This is a genomic window from Amycolatopsis sp. NPDC052450 (genome assembly GCF_044547565.1).
Taxonomy (GTDB): Bacteria; Actinomycetota; Actinomycetes; order Mycobacteriales; family Pseudonocardiaceae; genus Amycolatopsis.
Map to the genome: position 1 here is coordinate 17,642 of NZ_JBIUAQ010000018.1, position 22,485 is coordinate 40,126.

The 22,485-nt window shown below is 70.1% G+C and carries 22 protein-coding genes; 8 read left to right on the forward strand and 14 right to left on the reverse strand.

The genetic code is table 11. The features are described from left to right. Positions 1 to 8: 8 nt before the first annotated feature. The 3 genes from ACIHAO_RS26565 to ACIHAO_RS26575 all read right to left on the reverse strand — a co-directional run bounded on the left by ACIHAO_RS26565 (position 9) and on the right by ACIHAO_RS26575 (position 5,604). Complete coding sequence (locus tag ACIHAO_RS26565; RefSeq protein WP_396562171.1) at positions 9 to 3,386, reverse strand: pyruvate carboxylase; 3,378 nt, start codon at positions 3,384 to 3,386, stop codon at positions 9 to 11. Positions 3,387 to 3,474: 88 nt separating this feature from the next. Continuing rightward, positions 3,475 to 4,374: a S8 family peptidase gene (locus tag ACIHAO_RS26570; protein WP_396562398.1), complete on the reverse strand. Its 900-nt coding sequence runs from the start codon at positions 4,372 to 4,374 to the stop codon at positions 3,475 to 3,477. 69 nt (positions 4,375 to 4,443) lie between these two features. Next, positions 4,444 to 5,604, reverse strand: a complete 1,161-nt coding sequence (locus tag ACIHAO_RS26575) for an erythromycin esterase family protein (RefSeq protein WP_396562173.1) — start codon at positions 5,602 to 5,604, stop codon at positions 4,444 to 4,446. 31 nt (positions 5,605 to 5,635) lie between these two features. Between ACIHAO_RS26575 and ACIHAO_RS26580 the strand changes: the two genes are divergently transcribed. From ACIHAO_RS26580 to ACIHAO_RS26590, 3 genes are all read left to right on the forward strand, one after another. Next, the gene (locus ACIHAO_RS26580) at positions 5,636 to 6,244 is read left to right on the forward strand and encodes a TetR/AcrR family transcriptional regulator (protein WP_396562175.1); all 609 of its coding nucleotides are present in this window, start codon (positions 5,636 to 5,638) and stop codon (positions 6,242 to 6,244) included. A 48-nt stretch (positions 6,245 to 6,292) separates the two neighbouring features. Further along, a complete protein-coding gene (locus ACIHAO_RS26585) occupies positions 6,293 to 6,571 on the forward strand; it encodes a hypothetical protein (RefSeq protein ID WP_396562177.1) in 279 nt (92 codons plus the stop codon). Positions 6,572 to 7,049: 478 nt separating this feature from the next. Next, positions 7,050 to 7,457 (forward strand): hypothetical protein, encoded by a 408-nt coding sequence (locus ACIHAO_RS26590; protein ID WP_396562179.1) that lies wholly within the window; start codon positions 7,050 to 7,052, stop codon positions 7,455 to 7,457. Here ACIHAO_RS26590 and ACIHAO_RS26595 read toward each other — a convergent pair. The 5 genes from ACIHAO_RS26595 to ACIHAO_RS26615 form a co-directional block, all read right to left on the reverse strand. After that, complete coding sequence (locus ACIHAO_RS26595) at positions 7,447 to 7,950, reverse strand: GNAT family N-acetyltransferase (RefSeq protein WP_396562181.1); 504 nt, start codon at positions 7,948 to 7,950, stop codon at positions 7,447 to 7,449. The genes ACIHAO_RS26590 and ACIHAO_RS26595 overlap by 11 nt on opposite strands. A gap of 2 nt (positions 7,951 to 7,952) precedes the next feature. After that, positions 7,953 to 10,046, reverse strand: coding sequence for a caspase family protein (locus ACIHAO_RS26600; RefSeq protein ID WP_396562183.1), 2,094 nt, complete (start codon positions 10,044 to 10,046; stop codon positions 7,953 to 7,955). Further along, positions 10,043 to 10,423 carry a hypothetical protein gene (locus ACIHAO_RS26605; RefSeq protein WP_396562185.1) on the reverse strand — a complete coding sequence of 127 codons (381 nt, stop codon included), beginning with the start codon at positions 10,421 to 10,423 and terminating at the stop codon, positions 10,043 to 10,045. Before ACIHAO_RS26605 ends, ACIHAO_RS26600 begins: the two co-directional genes overlap by 4 nt. 98 nt (positions 10,424 to 10,521) lie before the next feature. Then, positions 10,522 to 12,675: an ATP-dependent DNA helicase RecG gene (gene recG, locus ACIHAO_RS26610; RefSeq protein ID WP_396562187.1), complete on the reverse strand. Its 2,154-nt coding sequence runs from the start codon at positions 12,673 to 12,675 to the stop codon at positions 10,522 to 10,524. 4 nt (positions 12,676 to 12,679) lie between these two features. Next, a complete protein-coding gene (locus ACIHAO_RS26615; protein WP_396562189.1) occupies positions 12,680 to 14,263 on the reverse strand; it encodes a DAK2 domain-containing protein in 1,584 nt (527 codons plus the stop codon). A gap of 133 nt (positions 14,264 to 14,396) precedes the next feature. Here ACIHAO_RS26615 and rpmB point away from each other — a divergent pair, with 133 nt between their 5' ends. Next, positions 14,397 to 14,588 (forward strand): 50S ribosomal protein L28, encoded by a 192-nt coding sequence (gene rpmB / locus ACIHAO_RS26620; RefSeq protein ID WP_007031450.1) that lies wholly within the window; start codon positions 14,397 to 14,399, stop codon positions 14,586 to 14,588. A gap of 332 nt (positions 14,589 to 14,920) precedes the next feature. Here rpmB and ACIHAO_RS26625 read toward each other — a convergent pair whose 3' ends face one another. Continuing rightward, positions 14,921 to 15,598 carry a uracil-DNA glycosylase gene (locus tag ACIHAO_RS26625; RefSeq protein ID WP_396562191.1) on the reverse strand — a complete coding sequence of 226 codons (678 nt, stop codon included), beginning with the start codon at positions 15,596 to 15,598 and terminating at the stop codon, positions 14,921 to 14,923. 290 nt (positions 15,599 to 15,888) lie between these two features. On the opposite strand from ACIHAO_RS26625, the gene ACIHAO_RS26630 reads away from it, so the two are divergent. Continuing rightward, positions 15,889 to 16,194 carry a hypothetical protein gene (locus ACIHAO_RS26630; protein WP_396562193.1) on the forward strand — a complete coding sequence of 102 codons (306 nt, stop codon included), beginning with the start codon at positions 15,889 to 15,891 and terminating at the stop codon, positions 16,192 to 16,194. On the opposite strand, the gene ACIHAO_RS26635 is transcribed toward ACIHAO_RS26630, so the two are convergent. Together ACIHAO_RS26635 and ACIHAO_RS26640 are read right to left on the reverse strand one after the other, a co-directional pair. Beyond that, entirely contained in the window at positions 16,191 to 16,727 is a 537-nt protein-coding gene (locus ACIHAO_RS26635) for a gamma carbonic anhydrase family protein (protein ID WP_396562195.1), read from the reverse strand. The two genes, ACIHAO_RS26630 and ACIHAO_RS26635, sit on opposite strands and share 4 nt — an antisense overlap. Before the next feature lie 8 nt (positions 16,728 to 16,735). Further along, positions 16,736 to 17,206 carry a GNAT family N-acetyltransferase gene (locus ACIHAO_RS26640; RefSeq protein ID WP_396562197.1) on the reverse strand — a complete coding sequence of 157 codons (471 nt, stop codon included), beginning with the start codon at positions 17,204 to 17,206 and terminating at the stop codon, positions 16,736 to 16,738. Positions 17,207 to 17,257: 51 nt separating this feature from the next. Here ACIHAO_RS26640 and ACIHAO_RS26645 point away from each other — a divergent pair, with 51 nt between their 5' ends. Beyond that, a complete protein-coding gene (locus ACIHAO_RS26645) occupies positions 17,258 to 18,004 on the forward strand; it encodes a GNAT family N-acetyltransferase (protein WP_396562199.1) in 747 nt (248 codons plus the stop codon). On the opposite strand, the gene ACIHAO_RS26650 is transcribed toward ACIHAO_RS26645, so the two are convergent. Beyond that, positions 18,001 to 18,957 carry a thiamine-phosphate kinase gene (locus ACIHAO_RS26650; protein WP_396562201.1) on the reverse strand — a complete coding sequence of 319 codons (957 nt, stop codon included), beginning with the start codon at positions 18,955 to 18,957 and terminating at the stop codon, positions 18,001 to 18,003. The genes ACIHAO_RS26645 and ACIHAO_RS26650 overlap by 4 nt on opposite strands. 133 nt (positions 18,958 to 19,090) lie before the next feature. On the opposite strand from ACIHAO_RS26650, the gene ACIHAO_RS26655 reads away from it, so the two are divergent. Further along, complete coding sequence (locus ACIHAO_RS26655) at positions 19,091 to 19,324, forward strand: Lrp/AsnC ligand binding domain-containing protein (protein ID WP_005160289.1); 234 nt, start codon at positions 19,091 to 19,093, stop codon at positions 19,322 to 19,324. Between the two features lie 194 nt (positions 19,325 to 19,518). Beyond that, entirely contained in the window at positions 19,519 to 20,061 is a 543-nt protein-coding gene (locus ACIHAO_RS26660) for a DUF3515 domain-containing protein (RefSeq protein ID WP_396562203.1), read from the forward strand. A gap of 4 nt (positions 20,062 to 20,065) precedes the next feature. Here ACIHAO_RS26660 and ACIHAO_RS26665 read toward each other — a convergent pair whose 3' ends face one another. Together ACIHAO_RS26665 and ACIHAO_RS26670 are read right to left on the reverse strand one after the other, a co-directional pair. Beyond that, positions 20,066 to 21,034: a zinc-binding dehydrogenase gene (locus tag ACIHAO_RS26665; RefSeq protein ID WP_396562205.1), complete on the reverse strand. Its 969-nt coding sequence runs from the start codon at positions 21,032 to 21,034 to the stop codon at positions 20,066 to 20,068. A 33-nt stretch (positions 21,035 to 21,067) separates the two neighbouring features. Continuing rightward, positions 21,068 to 22,426, reverse strand: coding sequence for a PLP-dependent aminotransferase family protein (locus ACIHAO_RS26670; RefSeq protein WP_396562207.1), 1,359 nt, complete (start codon positions 22,424 to 22,426; stop codon positions 21,068 to 21,070). Positions 22,427 to 22,485: the final 59 nt, after the last annotated feature.

A 22,485-nucleotide genomic window follows, 5' to 3' on the forward strand; every position in this document is an offset into this window, starting at 1 on the left:
AGGGAAGGTCATTCCAGGACGAGCAGCAGGTCTCCGCCTTCCACCTGCTGGACGGCGTTGATCGCGCGCCGCGACACCTTGCCGCCGGTCGACGCCGTGATCGACGCCTCCATCTTCATCGCCTCGATGGTCGCGACCGTCGCACCGGCCTCGACCTTGTCGCCCTCGGACACCTGCAGCGTGACCACGCCCGCGAACGGCGCGGCGATCTGCTTCGGGTCGCCCTTGGCGGCCTTCTCCGTCGCCGGGATGTCCGACGCGATCGAGGTGTCGCGCACCTGGATCGGGCGCAGCTGGCCGTTGAGCGTGGACATCACCGTGCGCAGCCCGCGTTCGTCGGCCTCGCCGATGGCCTCCAGCTCGATCAGCAGCCGGACACCCTGTTCCAGGTCGACCGAATACTCCTCGCCAGGCCGCAGGCCGTAGAAGAAGTCCTTGGACGGCAGGACCGAGGTGTCACCGTACTGCTCGCGGTGTGCCTCGAAGTCCTTCGTGGGCCCCGGGAACAGCAGCCGGTTCAGCGTCGCGCGCCGGTTCTCTGCCAGCCCCTCGCGGTCCTCTTCGGACAGTTCCTGCACCGGCTTCGGCTGCGCGCGGCCTTCGAGGGCCTTGGTGCGGAACGGCTCCGGCCAGCCGCCGGGCGGGTCGCCCAGTTCGCCGCGCAGGAAGCCGATCACCGAGTCGGGGATGTCGAACTTGTTCGGCTCCGCCTCGAAGTCGGACGGCGAGACACCCGCGCCGACGAGGTGCAGCGCGAGGTCACCGACCACTTTGGACGAAGGCGTGACCTTGACCAAATGCCCGAGGATCTTGTCCGCGGCCGCGTACATCGCCTCGATGTCCTCGAACCGCTCCCCGAGACCGAGCGAGATCGCCTGCGTGCGCAGGTTCGACAGCTGACCGCCCGGGATCTCGTGGTGGTACACCCGCCCGGTCGGCGACGAGAGCCCCGCCTCGAACGGCGCGTAGATCTTGCGCACGCTCTCCCAGTACGGCTCCAGGTCGCCGATGGCCTGGAGATCCAGCCCGGTCGGCCGGTCCGAGTGGTCGGTGGCGGCGACGAGCGCCGAAAGCGACGGCTGCGACGTCGTGCCCGCCATGGACGCGACGGCACCGTCGACGGCGTCCGCCCCGGCCTGGATCGCGGCCAGGTACGTCGCCAGCTGGCCACCCGCGGTGTCATGCGTGTGGATGTGCACCGGGAGGTCGAACTCCTTGCGCAGCGCGGAAACCAGCCGCGCCGCCGCCGGCGCCCGCAGCAGGCCCGCCATGTCCTTGATGGCGAGGACGTGCGCCCCCGCGCCGACGATCTGCTCCGCCAGCTTGAGGTAGTAGTCCAGCGTGTACAGCTTCTCGGCCGGGTCCGACAGGTCCGAGGTGTAGCAGAGCGCCACCTCGGCGACCGCGGATCCGGTCTCGCGGACGGCTTCGATCGCCGGGCGCATCTGCTCGACGTCGTTGAGCGCGTCGAAGATCCGGAAGATGTCGATGCCGGTGGCCGTCGCCTCCTCGACGAAGGCGTGGGTCACCTCGGTGGGGTACGGCGTGTAGCCGACGGTGTTGCGGCCGCGCAGCAGCATCTGCAGGCAGATGTTCGGCACCGCTTCCCGCAGCTTCGCCAGCCGCTCCCACGGATCCTCCGCCAGGAACCTCAGCGCGACGTCGTAGGTCGCGCCGCCCCAGCATTCCAGCGAGAGCAGCTGCGGCGTGGTCCGCGCGACGACCGGCGCGACCGCGAGCAGGTCCTTCGTCCGCACGCGGGTCGCGAGCAGCGACTGGTGCGCGTCACGGAAGGTGGTGTCGGTGACGCCGATGGTCGGCGACTCCCGCAGCCAGCGGGCGAAGCCTTCCGGGCCGAGTTCGGTGAGCTTCTGCTTCGAGCCGGGCGCCGGTTCGAGACCCTTGGGCAGCTTCGGCAGTTTGACCTGCGGGTCGAGGGTGCGCGGACGCTCGCCGTGCGGTTTGTTGACCGTCTTGTCGGCGAGGTAGGTCAGCAGCCTGGTCCCGCGGTCGGCCGAATGGCGCGCGGTGAGCAGATGCGGGCGCTCCTCGATGAACGACGTCGTGACGCGGCCTTCGCGGAAGTCCGGGTCGTCGAGAACGGCCTGCAGGAACGGGATGTTCGTGGCCACACCACGGATCCGGAACTCTGCGACGGCGCGGCGGGCGCGGCCGACGGCGGTCTTGAAGTCGCGGCCGCGGCAGCTGAGCTTCACCAGCAGCGAGTCGAAGTGCGCGCTGATCTCGGTGCCGGCGAACGCCGTCCCGCCGTCGAGGCGGATGCCGGAGCCGCCGGGCGAGCGGTACGCGCTGATCATCCCGGTGTCCGGGCGGAAGCCGTTGGCGGGATCCTCGGTGGTGATGCGGCACTGCAGGGCGGCACCGCGCAGGTACACCTTGTCCTGCGACAGCCCGAGGTCGTCGAGGGTCTCGCCGGAGGCGATGCGCAGCTGCGACTGGACGAGGTCGACGTCGGTGACCTCCTCGGTCACCGTGTGCTCGACCTGGATGCGCGGGTTCATTTCGATGAAGACGTGGTTGCCGTCCTTGTCGAGCAGGAACTCGACGGTGCCGGCGTTGCGGTAGCCGATCTGGCGGGCGAACTTCACCGCGTCGGCGCAGATCCGGTCTCGCAGTTCCGGCGCCAGGTTCGGCGCGGGGGCCAGCTCGATGACCTTCTGGTGCCGCCGCTGGACCGAACAGTCGCGCTCGTAGAGGTGGATCACGTTGCCCTCGCCGTCGGCGAGGATCTGGACCTCGATGTGGCGCGGCTCGACGACGGCCTTCTCGATGAACACCGTCGGGTCGCCGAAGGCCGACTCGGCCTCGCGCGCGGCGGCCTCGATGGACTCGCGCAGCTGTGCGGGGTCCTGGACGCGGCGCATACCGCGTCCGCCACCACCGGCGACGGCCTTGACGAAGACCGGGAAGCCGATCTCCTCGGCCGCGGCGACCAGCGCGTCGATGTCGGAGGACGGTTCGGAGGAGCCCAGCACCGGCACGCCCGCCTCGCGCGCGGCCTTGACCGCGCGGGCCTTGTTGCCGGTCAGCTCGAGGATGTCCGCGCTCGGCCCGACGAAGGTGATGCCTTCGTCCTCGCACGCGCGCGCCAGGTCCGGGTTCTCGGAGAGGAAGCCGTAGCCGGGGTAAACGGCGTCCGCGCCCGCCTTCTTGGCGGCCGCGACGATCTCCTCGACCGACAGATAGGCCCGCACCGGGTGACCGGGTTCGCCGATCTCATAGGCCTCGTCGGCCTTCAGCCGGTGGAGCGAATTGCGGTCTTCGTGCGGGAACACAGCCACCGTGCCCGCGCCGAGCTCGAATCCGGCGCGGAACGCGCGGATGGCGATCTCACCCCGGTTGGCGACCAGTACCTTGCGGAACATGCCGGTCCTTCCCATCATCGGATCGGTAGGTGAGGCACGTTACCTGTTCGGTCCCGCAGGGCGGGAGTTGTTGCCCAGGTGATGGACATCATCCCCGCTTGAGTTGCGCGCCAGGGCCCTGGAGCACCCGGTTCGCGGTGCCCTCGTGGACACCGGTCAGCACGTCGACCGCGGCGAGGTCCACGAGCGCCTTCGCGACGTCCGGCGCGGAGACCGCGGGATGCAGCGACCGGTACAGCGCGGCCACCCCGGCGACGTGCGCGGCGGCCGACGACGTTCCGCTGAGCACCCTGCCGCCGCTGCCCCCGGCGTTGGGTCCCGGCACGTCCACCCCGGGTGCGAACAGGTCGACGACCTCGCCGTAGTTCGACGTCGACCCGACCTGGTCGCTCGCGTCGGTCGAGCCGACGGTGAGCGCCTCGGTGACCCGGCCGGGTGAGAACTTCCCCGCGTCGGCGGCCTCGCCGCCCGCCGGCAGGGCGATCGGGACGACCGCCGCGAGCGCGCGGACGGCGGCGTCGAGCTGATCGTTGGCCGTGCCGCCGATGCCGAGGACGGCGACGGCGGGCTGCTGTGCGTTCTGCGTCACCCAGTCGATCCCGGCGATGATCTTGTCCGTCGCGCCGCCGCCCTGTGCGTCGATCACCCGGACCGGGACGATCTGCGCGCCCTTGGCGACACCGAAGGTCCTCGACGCGGCGACACCGGCCAAGTACGTGCCGTGACCGTTGGTGTCGGCGGTGTCCGTGCCGCCGTTGAGGAAGTCCTTACCCGGCTTCACCCGGCCGCCGAAGTCCGGATGCGCCGCGTCGACCCCGCTGTCGATCACGTAGACCGTGACGTCCTTCGCTTCGGTCTCGTAGTGGTAGAGCTGGTCGAGGCCCGTTCGCTGGTCGATCCGGTCCAGTCCCCAGTTCGGCGGGTTCTGCTGGACTTCCGTCGCGGAGGCGGGCTGCGCCACGAAAACCAGGAGCGCGAGCGCGGCCATGACCCGTACCAGTCGAATGATCATGCCTTGGCTCTACGCCTGTACTCCGGGAGCGGCAACCCCGGAGTGTCACCCGTTCGGCTGGTTTGGCCCGATGTGGCCGCTGACCGTCGACTTCGGGAAGCAGACCAGCGCGTCGAAGGCGTTGACGACGTCGACGGGGTTGAACAAATGCGCGTGCCGGATGCTCTGGGGTCCCGCGGTTCCGCGTCGCGGGCGGAGATCCACCAGCCCGGGGCCTTCGGCTTCGACGCTGCCTTCCGCCGGTGCGTCCAGTTCCTGGCGGTACACGGTGAACCCGAGCCGCGCGGCCGGATCCGGCTTGAGCCCGGTGGTCTCACCCTCGACCGCGGTGAGGCCCAGCGCGAAGTAGTCGTCGCCGAACTCGGCCGCCAGATGCGTGCCGGCCGAAGGTGAGGTGAGGCCGGGGAACGGCGAGAACGGCACGCGCTGAAGGTGTCCGTTGTGGAGCATCACGACGATCTTCGTGTCGTCGCCGTGCAGCCGCCGGATCAACCGGACGGTCTCGGCCATGTACGCGTCGCGCGAACCACTCTGCAGGGCGGGCGCGTCGCCGGCCATCATCGCGGCGACCTCGGCGAGGTAGGCGTCGACACGCGAAGCGCCTTCGACGTGGTGCTCCGCGACGGCGGTGTCCCCGTAGACGGGACGCAACGAGGCGAGGTGCGTCTTGAGCCGGGTGAGCGCGGCGGTCGCCTTGTCCTTGGCCGCGTCGTCGAGCGCGGCGTACTTGGCGGGCGCCTCCGCGCTGCTGACCGACGCGTACCCCTTGGTCGCCTCGATCGCCGCGTCGACAAGGCCCACCGCGGCCTCGTCCACAGTGGACAGGTACACGCGGACCGCGTCGAGCGACGGCACGGGCGAGCCCGCCGAACTCGGCACGTCGAGACCGAAGTACCGGACGTCGCCCCGTTCGCGGAGCCACGTCAGCATTTCGTGCGCCTCGGGCGACTCCCCGAGCGAGAACGTGAAGCCGTCCCGGCCGATGTCGGCGACGTCGCCCGGGGCACCGTTGAGCCAGTCCTCGACGAGCTTTCCCTCGGCGAAGCCGGATTCGAAGGCCACCACCCGGAAGCCGTGCTGCTCGACGAGGTGCCGGAGCAAACGATTGCGCAGGTCGCCGAACTCGTGGATGTGGTGGTTGTTCTCACCGACGGCGACGATCTTCGCGTCCCCGATGAGTTCGGCGATCTCCGCTGGGTCTGACATACTGGCCACACTAACGCAACAGGAGTAGCAATTGGCAACCTCCGGTACCCAACGGCCCGGCGGCCGGACGGAACGCACCCGCCAGGCCGTCCTGCACGCCACCCTCGACCTGCTGGCCGAACGCGGTTTCGGCGAACTGACCGTGGACGCGGTCGCCGAACGGTCCGGCGTGCACAAGACCACGGTGTACCGGCGCTGGTCCTCGCCCGACGGCCTCGTCGCCGCCGCGCTCCAGATGGGCGCCGAGGACGACTGGACGGCACCCGACACCGGGTCGCTCGAGGACGATCTGTACGAGGTGGCGGCGGAGGTCGTGCGGTACTTCACCGAGCCCTCACTGAAGGAACTGCCCACGGCGTCGGTGCTGGCGGCCTTCCAGTCGCCGCCGGCGGCCGAGGCACTGCACGACTTCTACGCCGACCGGCACGTGCGCATGGCGCCGATCGCGGAGCGCGCCGTCGCGCGGGGCGAGATCCCTTCCGGCACGGACGGGGACGAACTGGTGCGGGCGGTGTGCGGGCCGATGTTCTACCGGCTCTTTCTGTCGCGGGAAAGCCTCACGGTGGCGGAGGCGCGAGTCACGGCGCGGGCGGTGGCTGTCGCGGCGCGTGAAGGTGCTTTCGTGCGGTCGCGTGATTAGTCGCGGGTGGTGTGGCAACCTGCCGTGGCCCGCGGGCGTATTCCGGGCATGACCAGGGATGAGCTGCCGCGGCCGATGAACCGCAGGCAACGGTACGCCGCGCGGGAAGCCCGTCAGGACAGGACCGCGGTCCACGCCGTCATGATCGTTCTCGGCTCCTTCGCCGCGGTGATCTTCGTCGCGGTCGGAATCGCTGGCCTGGCAAAGGTGGCGGAAGCGGCGGATCGGGAGGATGCGCTCGAAACGGTGTTCTACTGCTTCGTCCTCGCGGCCATCGGTGTGGGGTTTGTCTTCGATGGGCTCAGAAGGCGTAAGAAGCGGGGTTGAGCCTTCGACGAGGCTTCAGTGTCCACAAGGGACGCCGCCGGGCGGTTGAGTGTCCGATTGATGCCGCTATATACGGTTCTGCCGGGGGTCGTGAGTGGCAATGAGCGTTAGAACAACAAAAATCACTCACGACCCCCTCGTGAAAACGAGCAATTCGAACAAATCGGGCACATTTGTCTTGACAAATGTCCTTTGTGGACAGTCAAGAGCCGGGTGAGCTTCCTTGCGGGAGCCCGCTCCCGCCGGATCCCCCACGACACGTTCACCTAGCGGTGGAGTCGACCAGCAGTTATGCGACTTTGCCGGGACCCTGAAGGTAGGGAAGAAGGCCCTCACTGAAGGACCCCTTCCTGTACTCGGCAAGCGCGTGAAGGCCCGTCACCGAGGCGGGATCTTCGTGACGAGGACAGTTTTACCGTCAACACCAACGACTTCCAGGCCCCACACTGGCATCTCCATGTCAAGAGAGGGAGCCGTCATGACCGAAGAGGTCCGGAACCGGCCGCTGGAGATGCCGCGCCAGCTCAAGTTCGTCCGTGTTTTCCTTTGGGTGCAGGCGGTCCTCAACATCCTCGTCAGCGCGCTGGTGACGGCGCTCGCGCTCAACGAGCTCGACCACGGCAATGAGGAAGCGGGGCTCGCCCTGGCGTTGGCGCTCCTCGGTTTCGTCGGCGCCGTCGTGCTGATCGCTTGCGCGATAAGGATTTCCCGCGGTTCGGCCTGGGTGCGGCCGACGGTGATCGCCGTCGAGGCGCTGGCCGTGGTGATGGGGGTGATCAGCCTGGTCAACGGCGGGGCGATCACGCAGCTGATCGGGATGGGCATCGCCATCGGCGTCATCGTCACCCTCAACAAACCCGAGGAACGTGCCTGGTTCACCCGCTGACGAGGTCGATCCGGTAGCGCACTTCGGAGAGCAGGATGTCTTCGCCGGGCATGGTGTCGGTCTTCGTCGCCCCGTCCGGCTGCCATCCCGCCGCCGCGTAGAAGCGCTGGGCGCGATCGTTGGTGTCGAGCACCCAGAGTGTCGCCTCGCGGTGCCCCGAATCGCGCAGCGCGGCGACGGCGGTGTCGAGCAGCTGTCTGCCCAGTCCTGTGCCCCAGCGCTCGGGTTCGAGGTAGATCGCGCGCAGTTCCCCGCGGATCCGGTCGACGGCGGTGAAGCCGAGGAGCGAGCCGTTCTCGACGAGGACCAGGATGTCGCCCTGGTTGGCGGGATCGGCGAGGGTCCGCTGCCAGCGGGCGGCGCGGCCTTCGACCGAAAGATCGCGCAGGTACAGCTCGGGCAGCAGGCCTTGGTACGCCGCCTGCCACGACCGGACGTTCACCTCGGCGATGGGCCAGGCGTCATCGACGGTCGCGGGTCGGATCGTGGCCATCGTCAGCCGTTCACCTTGCGGGCGGCGAGACCGGTCACGACGGCGAGCGCGAGCACCATCGCGAGCGCGATCCCCCAGCCCGCGCCGGTCACGCTCGAACTGCTCGGCATCGCGTAGAAGAGCATGCACACCATGACGATGCCGCCTCCGGCCACACCGCCGAGGAACGCGACCCCGAACGCCGCCGGCCGCAGGGACACGCCAAGCAGCGTCCCGATGAGGAGGGTCACCGAGACGACGAGGTAGACCGCGCCCTCGTCGGCCCGGCTCGACGAGTAGCCGACGAGTTCGATCGCCTCCACCACGAGTCCGACGGCGCCGCAGGTTCCGGAAACGAGCGCCGCCACGGTGAGGGCGCCTCGCGGTTTCCCCAGCCCGAGCCGGAAACTCCGGTCACGCCGCACCGACACCAGCGCGCAGACGGCCGCGGCCAGCAGACAGCCGTCGGCGAGGACGAGGACGACCGGCCCGGACGGCATCACCGAGAGCAGCGCCAGCCCGCACAGCGTTCCCGGCCCCGCCATCCGGCGCGTTTTCGGCAGGAACATCGCGATCCCCGCCCCGATCGCGAAGACGACGAGCGGCAAGACCGTCCAACCGCCGTCCTCGAAGAAATCCTCCACGCTGGTACTGAACTGGGACGCGATGACCACCAGGTACACCGCGGCCGCGAAGGCGAGCAGCCCGGCGGCGACGGCGAAAGGGCCGGGCTTCGTGCGCGCGGGCACGGCCGGTCCTGGTTCCGGGAGCACGGGCACGGCCGGTTCTGGCTTCGTGAGTACGGGCGGCTCGGGGCTCCTGGAGGGCTCCGGAGTCGGCGCGGGCGCGTGCACCGGCCGCGGCTCGGGCTCCGGTTCCTGGATGACCTGCCCCTCGACCCGCACCTCCACCTCGCCGGTCGGTCCGGTCACGGTGATCCGCCCGTCGAACGCCCCGGGTTCCGCGAAGTCCAGGGAGATCTCGGCCCCGTCGCCGCTCTCGGTCACCCGCAACCAGGAATGCGACGACGCGAACCGGCAGGCCCGCGCGATCGGCGGCCCTTCCAACCTGATCCGCGCCACCGGCGCCGATCCCCGGACGACCTCGCCGAACCGCACCACGCCGGGCTCGGTCCGCACGCGCGCTTCCCGCCGCGCCAGGTCGGCGGCCTCGGCGATGTGCTGGATGTCGGTCTGCGCCATCGTGGTGAGGACTTCGTGCGCGCCGATGGCGACGGAGAGGTTCTCGCTCGTCAGCCGTCGCCGGAGTTCGGTTACCGCGCCGAGGCGGGTGAACATGTTCGGATCCTCGCTCGCGGCGCGCAGGTCGGCCGGCACCGGCGACGGTTTGATCCGGCGGCGTCTGCTCCTGGCGAGGTACAGCTCGCCCTGCATCTCGATGTCGCGGCTGGGCGTCTGGTTCGGGTTCCGTTCGCGGACGCTGTCGAACAGGTAGTCGTAGAGCTCGCTGAGCGCGATCCAGCCGTCTTCGTCGCGATCCGCGTCCCCAGTCCGGAGGCCGTCGACCAGAGCCGAGGTGAACACCGACGGCCGGGCGTGGTCGTCGGCGAGGTGATCGCCCTCGAAGGCGTATTCGATGGAGTTCGACGCGGTGATCACCGCACGGCCGCGGCCGCCGAAACCGCCGCCGGGGAACGCGTCGAGCACGTTGGCCTCACCGGAGGCGCGCACCGCGACCCCCTGGCTGAAAGCGCCGCCGTAGCAGCAGTCCAGCAGGAGGACGATGCTCCGCGACCGGCTCATCCGCATACAGCGCTGGACGAAATCGGCGGGAACGGCACTCGACGCCAGCCGCTCCGGCCGGGTGTTGCGGGCGGCGAAGAACAGCTCGCCCGACTCGCTTTTCAAGCCGTGACAAGAGAAATGCACCAGCAGGACGTCGTCCGGCGCACTGTCGGCGAACAGGTCCTCGACCCGGCTCGCGATCACGTGCGCGGTCTCGTCGCGCACCACCTGGACGTCGAACTCGCTGATGTTGCGATCGGCGAGGACCTCGGCGAGCGCTTCGGCGTCCGCGGCCGGGGACCGCAGCGCGCTCAGCCCGGGGTTGTCGTACTCCCCGTTGGCGATGATCAAGGCACGCCGCTCGCCGGTCATGACGCCGAATGCCTGCTCACGAAGAGGTCGACGAGCTTGTCCTGATCGGTGAGGCTCGCTTGGGACAGCTCCAGCACGTCGCCGTCGATCTCCAGCCGCACGGTGCGTTTGACCCGGCCGCCGCGCGAAAGCCATTCCCGCACGGCCGTGACGACCGAGCGCAGGCCTTCGGCGGACTGCCCCAGCGTGACCAGCAGTCCGCCCACCGTCGCGACGTCGAAGGCACGTGAGCCGGGCGGCGCCGGACCGGCGGGCAGCGCCTTGACCTCGGCGGCCCCGCGATCGATCAGTTCGGTTCGGAGGTACCCGGTGAGCTGGTCGACGCGCTCGGCGTCGGCCCCGTCCTCACCGAGCTGGACACGAACCGCTGACGTCATCGCCGGCCTCCCTCGCCCGCACAGAACGAGGCTGTGCAGAACAAGGGAACCCCTCGGCCCGCCCGGCGGCAAGGTCCGATCGGGCAGAGATGTCCAGGTCAGCTTTTTTCCAGATACTCCACGCGATCTTCGTCGACGACGTCGGCGATCATATGCGCCAGCCCCAAGTAATTCCCCAAAGCCGGGTCCTTCTCGACGATTTCCAACGCGCGGGCCCTCGCCTCGGCGATGACGTCCTCGTCGCGCAGCAGCGACAGCAGTTTCAGGGTCGACTTCTTCCCCGACTGCGCGGCACCGAGGATGTCGCCCTCGCGCCGCAGTTCCAAGTCCATTCTGGACAGTTCGAAACCGTCCGTCGTGGACTCGACGGCGGCCAGCCGCTCGCGGGTCGTCGTCCCGTCCAGGGTTTCGGTGACCAGCAGGCAAAGCCCGGGCACGCTGCCTCGGCCGACCCGGCCGCGCAGCTGGTGCAGCTGGCTGATGCCGAACCGGTCGGCGTCCATGATCACCATCGCGGTCGCGTTCGGCACGTTCACGCCGACCTCGATCACGGTGGTGGCGACGAGTACGTCCAGCTCACCCCTGGAGAACGCCTGCATCACGGCGTCCTTGTCGTCACTGGGCATCCGGCCGTGCAGGACGCCGATCTTCAGCCCCTTCAACTGTCCTTCGGCCAGTTCGGGCGCCACATCGAGGACGGCGAGCGCGGGCCGCTTGTCGCCCTTGTCCGACGCCGGTTCGTCGCCGATGCGCGGGCAGACGATGTAGGCCTGGTGGCCCTTGCCGCATTCCTCCCGGACCCGTTGCCACGCCCTGTCCAGCCAAGCGGGCCGCTCCGCGACCGGCACCACCGACGTCTTGATCGGCGACCGGCCGACCGGCATCTCGCGCAGCGCGGAGATCTCCAGATCGCCGTAGACGGTCATCGCGACCGTGCGCGGGATGGGTGTCGCGGTCATGACGAGCACGTGCGGGCTGGTCTCGTCGGAGCCGCGGGAGCGCAGCGCGTCCCGCTGCTCCACCCCGAACCGGTGCTGTTCGTCGACCACGACCAGGCCCAGATCCGCGAAGGAAACCGTGTCCTGGATGAGCGCGTGCGTGCCGACGATGATCCCGGCCTCGCCGCTGACCGTCTCCAGCAACGCCTTCTTGCGTTCCTTGGCGCCCATCGAACCGGTCAGCAGGGTCACACGCGTCGCGTTCTCCGCGGCGCCGAGCTCGCCCGCCTGCCCGAGGTCGCCGAGCATTTCGCGCAGCGACCGGGCGTGCTGCGCGGCGAGGACCTCCGTCGGCGCGAGCATCGCCGCCTGCCGCCCGGAATCGACGACCTGCAGCATGGCACGCAGCGCGACCACGGTCTTGCCGGAACCGACCTCACCCTGCAGCAGCCGGTTCATCGGATGTTCGGTGGACAGGTCTCCGGCGATCTCCTCGCCGATCTCCTGCTGGCCCGAGGTCAGCGCGAACGGGAGCCGTTTGTCGAACGCGTCGAGGATGCCGCCCTCGGTGTGCGGACAGGCTTTCGCGGGCCGCGAGACCAGGGAATGCCGTCGCTGCGCGAAAATCAGCTGCACCGCCATGGCTTCGTCCCATTTGAGCCTGTCCCGCGCGGAGTTCAGCGCCTGCCAGCTCGACGGCCGGTGGATACCGCGCAGCGCGCTTTCCAGGCTGGGCAGGCCGTACCGGGCCAGCAGCTCGATCGGCATCGGGTCCTCGTCGACCTCCAGCACGTCCAGCACCTGCCGGACGGCCTTGGCGATCACCCAGGTCGGGATCCCCTGCGCGGCCGGGTACACCGGGATGATCTCGGCGAGGAAGTCGTCCATCGCCTCGGCCTGGCGCTCGGCGTCGAAGAGTTCGTACTCGGGGTTCGCCAGTTGCAGGACGTCGCGGAACGCGGTGACCTTGCCCGCGAAGAGGCCGTTCTTGCCGGGCACGAGTTCCTTTTCGCGCCAGGCCTGGTTGAAGAAGGTGCACTGGAGACGACGTTTGCCGTCGGTGATCACCATTTCGAGCAGCGTGCCGCTGCGTGCCTTCATCCGGCGTTTGCTGACCCGCTCGATCCGCGCCATCACGGTCGCGTGCTCGCCGAGTTCGAGCCCGGCGATGTCGGTGAGCTGGCCGCGTTCGGCGTAGCGGCGCGGGTAGTGGCGCAGGAGGTCGCTGACCGTCTCGATCTTGAGGCCCTTGGCGAGTGCCTTCGCCGTCGCCGCGCCCACGACCAGTTTGAGGTCCGCGCGCAGGTTGGTCATGCGGTCACTCCACCCCCATCAGCAGCACGGCGTCGGATTGGCCGCCGGCGTAACTCGTCAGTTCGACCTCGGGATGTTCCAGGCGCAGCTGATCGGCCAGCTCACCGGGCAACCGGACCGGCACGTCCACCCCGGTCAGCACGGTGACCAGTTCGCCGCCGAGGGCCAGCATCCGGTTCAGCACGCCGACCGCGGCCGCGACCAGGCTCGTCTCCGAGGCGGGCGCGGGCTCGATCAGGACGACCTCGCCGTCGACGAGGCCGACGACGTCACCGGCCTGCGCCCGGCCCACCCAGGTTAGCGACTCCTCCTGCGCGATCCGCAGTTCGCCACGCCTGGTGGCGGCGGCCGCTTCGGCCATCGCGACCACGTCGTCGTTGGTGCGGCGGTCCTTGTCGTGGACGGCCAGCGCGGCGAGCACCTGGACGGGTGACACACACGGGATGACCACGACGTCGCGATCCGCGGCCATCGCGTGGCTCGCCGCCGCGTCGGCCGCCGCGGTCAGCTCCTGGCCGCCCGGCAGGACGGTGACGTGATGCCCGGCCGCCTCGTTGATCAGGCCCAGCATCTCCTCGACCGTCGGCGCGACACCCGGCGGCACGGACAGCACCGCGACCCCCTCCGCCCGCAGCAGTTCGGCCAGCGGCCCGCCGTGGACCACGGCGACCACCGAACGGTCGATACCGCCGCCGACCTCGACCGGCGTGGGCGTGATCAGCGGCTCGACCCGGACCCGGCGGGGACGGCCGAGCTCGATCCCGGCCTCCAGCGCCGCGCCGATGTCCGCGCAGTGCACGTGGACGGCGTACGCGCCGGCGCCGTCCCCGGCGACCGTGACGCTGTCGCCGAGGCCGCTGAGGGTTTTGCGAAGCCCGGGGAGACTGCCTTCGTCGACGTCGTCGAGCAGGTACATGACCTCCCAGGCCGTCGGCGCGTCGACCGTGTGCTGGTGATGTGCCTCGAGCGGGTGTTCCGGCTCGACGAGGCTGCCGGAGATGACGCCGGAAAGGGCGTCGAGGACCGCGACCAGGCCGCGGGCACCCGCGTCGACCACACCGGCCACAGCAAGGACGGGCAGCTGCTTCGGGGTCTCTTCGAGGGCTTCGGCGGCGACGCTCGCCGCCGCGGCGGCCACCTCTTCGAGCGACCCCGTCGCGTCACGGACGGACGCGGCGACGGTGTGCAGCACCGTCAGGATGGTCCCGGCCACCGGACGGCTCACCGCCCCCGTCGCGGCCCTGTCCGCGCACCCGAGCGCCTCCGCGAGCCCGGGCCCGTCGATTTCCCTGGCCGCCGCCGACTCGGCGATCCCGCGCACGACCTGCGACATGATCACGCCCGAGTTGCCCTTGGCCGCCGCGACCGCACCCTTGGCGAACACCGCCAGCGCCTCGGCGGCCGTCGCCGGCTCGGCCTCCGCCAGCGCGTCACGGGCCGCGGTCAGCGTGAACAGCAGGTTGGAGCCGGTGTCGGAGTCGGCGACCGGGTAGACGTTGATGCCGTCGATCGCCGGCCGCAGCACAGACAGGCTGTGCACACAGGCCGCCGACCAGGCCGACACCGCCGCCACGTCCAGCACCCGCACGCCGTAACCTCCTAGCTGTTCCAGCGAGGGTATCGACCCGGTGCCGGAGGGCTCTGAGCCACTGGTTACTATGGTCGAGTTGCCCAGCATGCTGGGCGCGTCATTCTTTGTCCCAGATCCAGAGGAGTTCGACGTGGCTGCCGTGTGCGACGTCTGTGGCAAGGGACCGGGCTTTGGCAAGTCGGTCTCGCACTCCCACCGGCGTACCAACCGCCGGTGGAACCCGAACATCCAGACCGTTCACGCCAAGATCGGTCTGTCCCAGCGCAAGCGCCTGAACGCCTGCACCTCGTGCATCAAGGCGGGCAAGGTCGTTCGCGGCTGAGCCAGGTTTTTGGGGAATGGCGGGTGCTCTTCGGAGCACCCGCCATTTTTTATGGGCAGGTTCGGTGGGGTTTCGCGGGACTGGGGGCTTTCCGTGGGTCGGCCGGGTTCCGTGAAGGCCTCCTTGAGGGACTCTGGGTCCCTCAAGGAGGCCTTCACGGAACGGGAGCATCCCCACGCGCCTCAGTAGCACCACCAGTCACGGCCCCCAGCCCAAGACGTAGTGAGGGCCTCTTTCCCTACCCTCAAGGTAGTGAAGGAGGCCTTCACGGACTTCGACGTCGCCTCAGGCGTCACACCCGTCACTGCTGCGACAGAAGAGGCGCGTGAAGGTCAGGGGAGTTTCCAGTCCACGGGACCGGCGCCCTGCTGCTCCAGCAGCTCGTTCGCCCGGCTGAAGGGGCGCGAGCCGAAGAAGCCGGCGTGCGCCGAAAGCGGGCTCGGGTGCGCCGACTCGATGCACGGCACCTTCCCCAGCATCGGCTTCAGGTTCCGCGCGTTGCGGCCCCACAGGATCGCCACCATCGGCTCATCCCGCGCGGCGAGGGCCTTGATGGCCTGCTCGGTGACCGCTTCCCAGCCTTTACCCTGGTGCGAGTTCGACTTCCCGGGCTGCACGGTCAGCGACCTGTTGAGCAGCAGCACACCCTGGTCGGCCCACGGCGTCAGGTCGCCGTTCGACGGCAACGGGTGCCCGAGGTCTTCGCAGTACTCCTTGTAGATGTTGATCAGGCTCTTCGGGATCGGCCGGACGTCCGGCGCCACCGAGAAGCTCAGCCCGACGGCGTGCCCGGGCGTCGGGTACGGGTCCTGGCCGACGATCAGCACCCGCACGTCGTGGAACGGCTGCTGGAACGCCCGCAGCACGTGTTCACCCGCCGGTAGATAGGTCCGGCTGGCGGCGATCTCCGCGCGGAGGAACTCTCCCATCGCGGCGACCTGCGGCGCCACCGGTTCGAGGGCTTGCGCCCAGCCTGCTTCGACGATGTCCTGCAGCGGTCGTGCGGTCACGGCGTGCGAGCTTACTCACGCGGGTCGGAGCACCTTTTTCCGGTCGGCTGAGACACCCGTCACAAGGTAGAGCGACTTGTCGTATCCTGGTCCCAGCGGAGAACGACGTCGCGCGGGAAGGGCGATGTCGCGAACCTCCCGCCGGCCGCCTGCCCGGTCGAGCAGGTCTGCTGATCGTGCTTTGCCGCTTCAGGGGAGGCGGCGAGGCCTACAGGCGTTCCGCCTGGCCCGCTCGAAAGAGAGCGAACGGGTCACCCGGGGCCGGGACGTCCACGCACCACGAGCCGGTCATGACCGGCACGCACCACCCGCACACCAACCCTGACCGGCTGGTGGGGAAGCCCTGGGACTCGTCGGCAGGTGAGGGCTGGGCTGTGCCGTTCGAGAGCTTTTTCGTCCGTCTGCTCGGGATGTCCGTTCCCGCGCTGCTGGTGACGGCGGGCATCCTCCTGCTGATCTTCCTCGCGGGGTGGCTGACCCAGCGCCAGCAACTGCACAACGGCAAAGGCGCCCCGTTCAAGATCAGGCTGCCCTTTTACCACGTCGAGTCGGGCAAGCCCGACGAGCCGGAACCACCGGAGAAACCCGGCGCCTAGTCCAGTCGCCGGAGTTCGACCCGACGGAGTTCTCTACGAAAAAGGGCCGCACGCTCGACATACCCGTCGACGACGAGCTTGATCATGTCCGGCCCGAAAGAAGTGTTCGGCCGCGTCTTCGCCGGGACGCCGAGCGCGATGTGCCCACTGTCCACATGGGACCCATAGGAGAGGACCGCGCCCGCGCCGACCATCCCGCCGTCCTCGACGACGGTTCCGTTCAGCACCACCGATCCCGACGCGATCAGGCAGCCTTCGCCGATCCGCGCGCCCTCGATGTGCACGGAATGCCCGACGGCGGAGGACTTCCCGATGATCGTCGGCTCCTTGCGGGTGCAGTGCAGGACGCAGCCGTCCTGGACGTTGGACCGCTCACCGATCTCGATGTGGCCGTGGTCGCCGCGCAGCACCGTCTGCGGCCACACCGACGCGAACGCCGCGATCCGGACGTCGCCGATCACGGTCGCGTCGGGGTGGACGTAGGCGTCGGGGTGGATCGACGGTTCGAGGTCACCCAGTGCGTAGATCGGCATGCGTTCTCCTAGACCAGCGGCTTGCCGAAGCAGATGCTCTCCGGTTCGTCCTTGTAGTACCCGAAACCCGGGATTTCCCGGTACCCGGCCGACAGGTACAGCGCGATGGCTTCCGGCTGTTTGTCACCGGTCTCCAGCACCATACGCAGCCGTCCGGCCTCGGTGGCCGTCCGTTCCAGGTCGGCGAGGATCGCCCTCGCGAAGCCTCGTCCGCGCGCCGAAGCCAGCACGAACATGCGCTTGATCTCGGCGTCACCGGGCAGCAGGGGATCCGGCCCGTCGTGCGCCCGCCAGGCACCGCACGCGACCGGGGCGTCGTCCAGGTACGCGGCCAGGAACAGTCCCCTCGGCGAGGCGAACTGCGCCGCGTCCATCGGCGTCTCGTCTTCGCCGCCGTACCGGGCGGCCAGTTCGAGCTGGGCTTCGGCCAGCAGCTTCACCGCGTCGGGGTGGTCGTAGGGCAGCACGCGAAGGTCCATGAGCGCGAGATTAGCGAGTGCACGAGCCGTTCCCCACCGTAGATTGCGTTCATGTCGATCGAGACGTCCATCACCGGCCTCGCCGAAGCTCCGCTGCGCCAGGCCCGCAACTCCGCCGCGTTCTGGGCCGCGACCGGCCGTTCCCGCGGCCACGAAGTGATCCGCCGTCGTGGCTTTCTCGCCGTCGCCGGTGACGAACGCGCCGGACTGCGCGTCCTGATCCAGGAGCCCGACCTCACCGCGGAGGAACTGGCGGAGATCACCGAGCTCGCGGCACGGTCGAAGGGGCCGGTGGAGGCCGAGGATCCCTTCAGCGTCACCGATCTGAGCCATCTCGGAGACATGCGCAGCTGGCAGATGCCCGTCATGCTGCGCCCGCCGGCCCCGGTCGCCGAACCCGCCATGGAGGTGGTCCGGGTGCACGAGGAGGCGGAGCTGCGGGCGGCCGAACGCGCGGTGATCGAAGGTTTCGAACTCACGCGGTTCCGGCCGGGTGAGATGTTCCCGACGGCCATCCTCGAACAGCCCGGGGTCGCCGTGTTCGTCGCGCGGCTCGACGGCGAGGTCGCCGGGGCGTGCGTCACGGTCGTCGAAGACGGCTTCGGCAGCCACTACTGGGTCGGCACGCCGGATGCCTTCCGCTCTCGCGGCGTCGGACGGGCGGTGATGCTCGGCTCCCTCGCCCCGCTGGCGGAGCTGCCGGTCACCCTCACCGCGTCCCGCCTCGGCAGGCCGCTGTACGAATCGCTCGGTTTCACCGCCGCCACGGAGTCGACCTGGTGGGCCCCACGCTCCTAGCGCCAGTGCTGCCAGCCGCTGTCGTGCCCGTACCGCTTCCCGTCCACCGTCACCCCCGAATCCGGCATGGTGACGACGCCGATCTCGGTCCAGCCCTCCGGCAGGTCGGCGAACGAGGGGAAGGTCGCCGCGAACGCGTGGTCCTCGCCGCCGGTGAGGACCCATTTCAGCGGGTCGGCGCCGAGCGCGGTGCCGACTTCGGTCAGCCTGCTCGACACGTCGAGATCCGCCGTGCGCACGTCGATCCCGACGCCGGAGGCCGCGGCGATGTGGCCGAGGTCGGACAGGAGCCCGTCGGACACGTCGATCATGGACGTCGCGCCGCCGTCGGCCGCCCGGATACCGGCCTCGTAATCCGGTTCGGGGCAGCGTTGCGCGTTGACCACGCTGACCGGTGAGCGGAAACCCCGCCCGAGCACGGCGAGCCCGGCGGCGGCCCAGCCGAGCCGTCCGCAGACCGCGACGACGTCGCCGGGGCGGGCGCCGGAGCGTGTCACCGGTTCCCGGCCGCCGAGGTCGCCGAGGGCGGTGACACTGATCACGATCTGATCGGCGCGCACCATGTCGCCGCCGACGATCCCGACGCCCGCGCGGTCGGCTTCGATCCACATGCCCCGCGTGAGTTCGGTGACGAGTGCCGTCTCGGTGTCCGGCGGGCAGGCGAATCCCATGAGGACGGACGTCGGGCGCGCACCCATGGCGGCGATGTCGGTGAGGTTCACCGCGACCGCCTTGCGCCCCACCTGTTCGGCGCTGGACCAGTCGAGCCGGAAGTGGACGCCCTGCACGAGGACGTCGGTGGACGCCACCGTCCGCCCGTCGGGGCTGGCCACGACGGCCGCGTCGTCCCCCGGTCCGAGCAGTGTCGTCTCCGGCTGTTTCCGGTCGGCGGTCACCGCCTCGATCAACCGGAATTCACCGGTCCCGGCGACCGTGCCGTCTTTCGGTGACACCCGTCACCTCCACTTTCCCTTGTCCGGACAAATGTCGATCACCGATAGTCGGATGCCCTAGGTTTTTCCCGGGGCTGGCGATACGTTGCTACAACGTTCCTACCTTGAGCCGACTTTTACGAAGGGGCGCGCCGTGGTCCACGCATACATCCTCATCCAGACCGAGGTCGGCAAAGCCGCCGCGGTCGCCGCGGAGATCTCCACCATCTCCGGTGTCACCAGTTCGGAGGATGTCACCGGCCCTTACGACGTCATCGTCAAGGCCGCCGCCGACACCGTCGACCAGCTCGGTCAGCTCGTGGTCGCCAAGGTGCAGAACGTGGAGGGCATCACGCGGACGCTGACCTGCCCGGTCGTGCATCTCTGAGTGCCTGTCGGCGGAGCTGAGGATGCACTCACAAAGTGCCCATACGCGTGAACCCGCCCTGGCCGAAGGCCCCGCTATCGCGGTGGCAGGACGCCGTCTCCACATCGGCGACGTGAACGACCAGATAGCGTCCTGCCGACGTCGATCGCGGACGCGGGTTCACCACGGAAACTCAGAAGTGGTGTAGTGGTCCGGTGGCTGACACGGACACCGGCGCTCCCCCGAAACCCCTGCTGATCGCGGCCGCCTGCCTGGCGGTGCTGCTCGTCGCGGGCGTGGCCGTCTTCGGGCTGACCCGCGGCGCGGATCCCGTCGCCCCGGCCGCCGACGGCCCGCTCCCGCTCGTCCCGGTCCCGGCGCCGCAGTCGGGGTCGCCCGAGTGCGCGAAGCTCGTCGGCGCGCTCCCGCACGAGCTCACGTCGTCCGGGAACACGCTGGTCCGCCGGAAGCTGGCCGATCCCGCCCCCGAGGCGACGGTCGGCTGGGGCACCGGCGACCCGGTGGTCCTGCGATGCGGGCTCGGCAAGCCGCCGGAGCTCACGCGGACCTCGCAGCTGCGGACGATCAACGGCGTCCAGTGGCTGCAGGTCGAGGGCGAGGGCACCGCGACGTGGTTCGTGGTGGACCGTCCCGTCTACACGGCGCTCACCGTGCCGGACACCGCGGGGACCGGGCCGCTCCAGACCGTTTCCGAGGTCATCGCCGCCAACCTCCCCGCGGTGCCGCTGCGGTTCTGAGCGCTCAGGGCAGGAGCAGGCTCTTGCCGGTGTACCGCCGCGCCTCGATGTCGGAGTGCGCGGCGGACGCCTCTGCCAGCGGATACGTCCGGCCGATGATCGGCGTCAGCTTCCCGTCGGCCGCCTGCCGCAGCACTTCCCGCACCCGGCGCGGGTTGTCGGGCCAGAACCCGACCAGCTGCGCCATGTCCACAACGGACAGCCGGGCGCGGTCGGCGTCGCCGATCACGGTCTCCGCACCGCTGGACATGCCGTAGCCGGAGAAGCGGCCGCCGTTCTTCAGCAGTGCCAACGAGGCGGCGCCGAGTTCGCCGCCGACGCCGTCGAAGACCACGTCCAGGCGGTGACCGCCGGTGCGGGCGAGAGCTTCTCCCGTCCAGTCCGCCGCCGAGTAGTCGACCGGTTCGGCCCCCAGTTTCCGTGCGATCGCCGCCTTTTCGTCGCCGCGGACCGCCGCGACGACCGTCGCGCCCGCCGCGCGGGCGAGTTGCACCAGCACGCTGCCGAGCCCGCCGACGCCGGGCGCCACCAGGATCCGCTCCCCTGCCTTGACCGGAGTCTTCTCCAGCAACGCCAGCGCGGTGCTGCCGTCGTCGAAAAGCGCCACCGCGTGCCGGGGATCCAGCCCGTCCGGGATCGGGAAGGTGTCGTCCGGCAGCGCGACGACCGTGTCCGCGTATCCCCCACCGTAGCCGCCGGGCGCGTGACTGAGGACCTGCTGCCCCAGCCAGGTTTCGTCGACTCCGGCACCCACGGCGTCGACGGTGCCCGCCACCGACCCGCCCGGTACGTACGGCGGCTCGATCGCGAACACCTCGGGTCCGTCGCCTCGTCTGATGAGGGCGTCGAGCCAGCCGACTCCGGCCGCTGTCACCGCGACGCGGAGCTCACCCTCCGCCGGTTCGGGGGTCGGCACTTCGACCTGTTCGAGAACGCCGGGATCGCCGAATCGGGACACTCTGATCTCACGCATGATCGCAAGCTATGACCTCCAGTTCGCTGGAGGTCAACCGAACACGGCGATCAGCGGTTTGAGCGCGGATCGCAGCGCCTCCCGCGAGCAGCCCGCGTAGCCGATGAGGTTCCCGAACACCGTCGGCGTCCCGGCGAAATGCCGGGCCAGCCCGTCGAGCCGGATCCCGGCGCGTTCGGCCGCCGCCATCCGCGCCGCCTCGTCGGCGGCCGAGCCGCACGGGACGACCAGATGCGCGCCCGCGTCGTCGCCGAGCACCGGGATCCCCGCCGACGTCAGCGCGGCCGAAACCAGGGACCGGCGCTCCGACAGTTCCCGCCGGAGTTTCCGCAGATGCCGCCCCAGATCGCCGTGCCGCGCCAGCTCGGCGAGCACCCGCTGCCCTGCGGGCGAAGGACGCGTCCCGGTCGCTTCGCGGTACTCCAGCACCGCGGCCGCGACCGGGGACGGCGCGACCATCCAGCCGGCGCCCAGCGCCGGGGTGAGGATCTTGCTCGTGGTGCCGAGATGCGCGACGACGTCGGGTGCGAGCGCGGCCAGCAGCGGCAGCGGCGCGACGTCGAACCGCAGCTCGCCGTCGTAGTCGTCCTCGATCACCAGCATGCCCTCGGCGCGGGCGAGTTCGACGAGGTCGACCCGGCGGGACGCGCTCATCCGGCTGCCGAGCGGGTACTGGTGCGCGGGCGAGCAGTACACGGCGCGCACGTCGGCGGGGACGGCGTCCGGGCGCAGTCCCTCTTCGTCCACCGGGACGGGCACGACCGCCATCCCCGCGCGCCGGAACGCCTGCACCGCGCGCTGGTAACCCGGCTCCTCGATCGCGACCCGGTCGCCGCGCGAGAGCACCGCTCCCGCGAGTTCGATCACCGCCGCCGTCGTCCCTCCGGTGGCCAGCACCGTCCCGGCGGCGAGACCGCGGTGGCGCAGGAGATGTTCGGACACGGCGTCCCGGTACGCGGGCAGGCCCGCCCTGTCCTCGCGATAGGTCGGGCGCGGATCGGCGGCGGCCCGCCACGCCCGGCGCCAGGCGGCTTTCTCGATGCCGTCGGCCCACGGGACACCCGGGGTGAGGTCGACCAGCGTGGGCGGTGCGGCGGGGGTGCCGGGCGCGGGACCTTTCGACGGCCTGTCCGCGGGCGGTGTGGTGGTGACGTACGTGCCGGAGCCGTGGCGGCCGGCGATCCAGCCCTCCGCGTGAAGCTGCTCGTACGCCGCCGACGTCACCGTGCGGCTGACGCCGAGCCTGCTCGCGAGCGCCCTGGTCGAGGGCAGCCGGTCGCCACCGCGCAGATGCCCGTCACCGGCGGCCGCGCGCAACGCGTCGGCCAGCTGGACCGCGAGCGGGACGAGCGAATCGCGGTCGAGGCTGACCGGCAGGGCGGTGTCGGACATGCTGTACTCCACACTTCCAGAAGTGGCCTTCTCAAGTATAGGAGAATTGGCCGTTATTA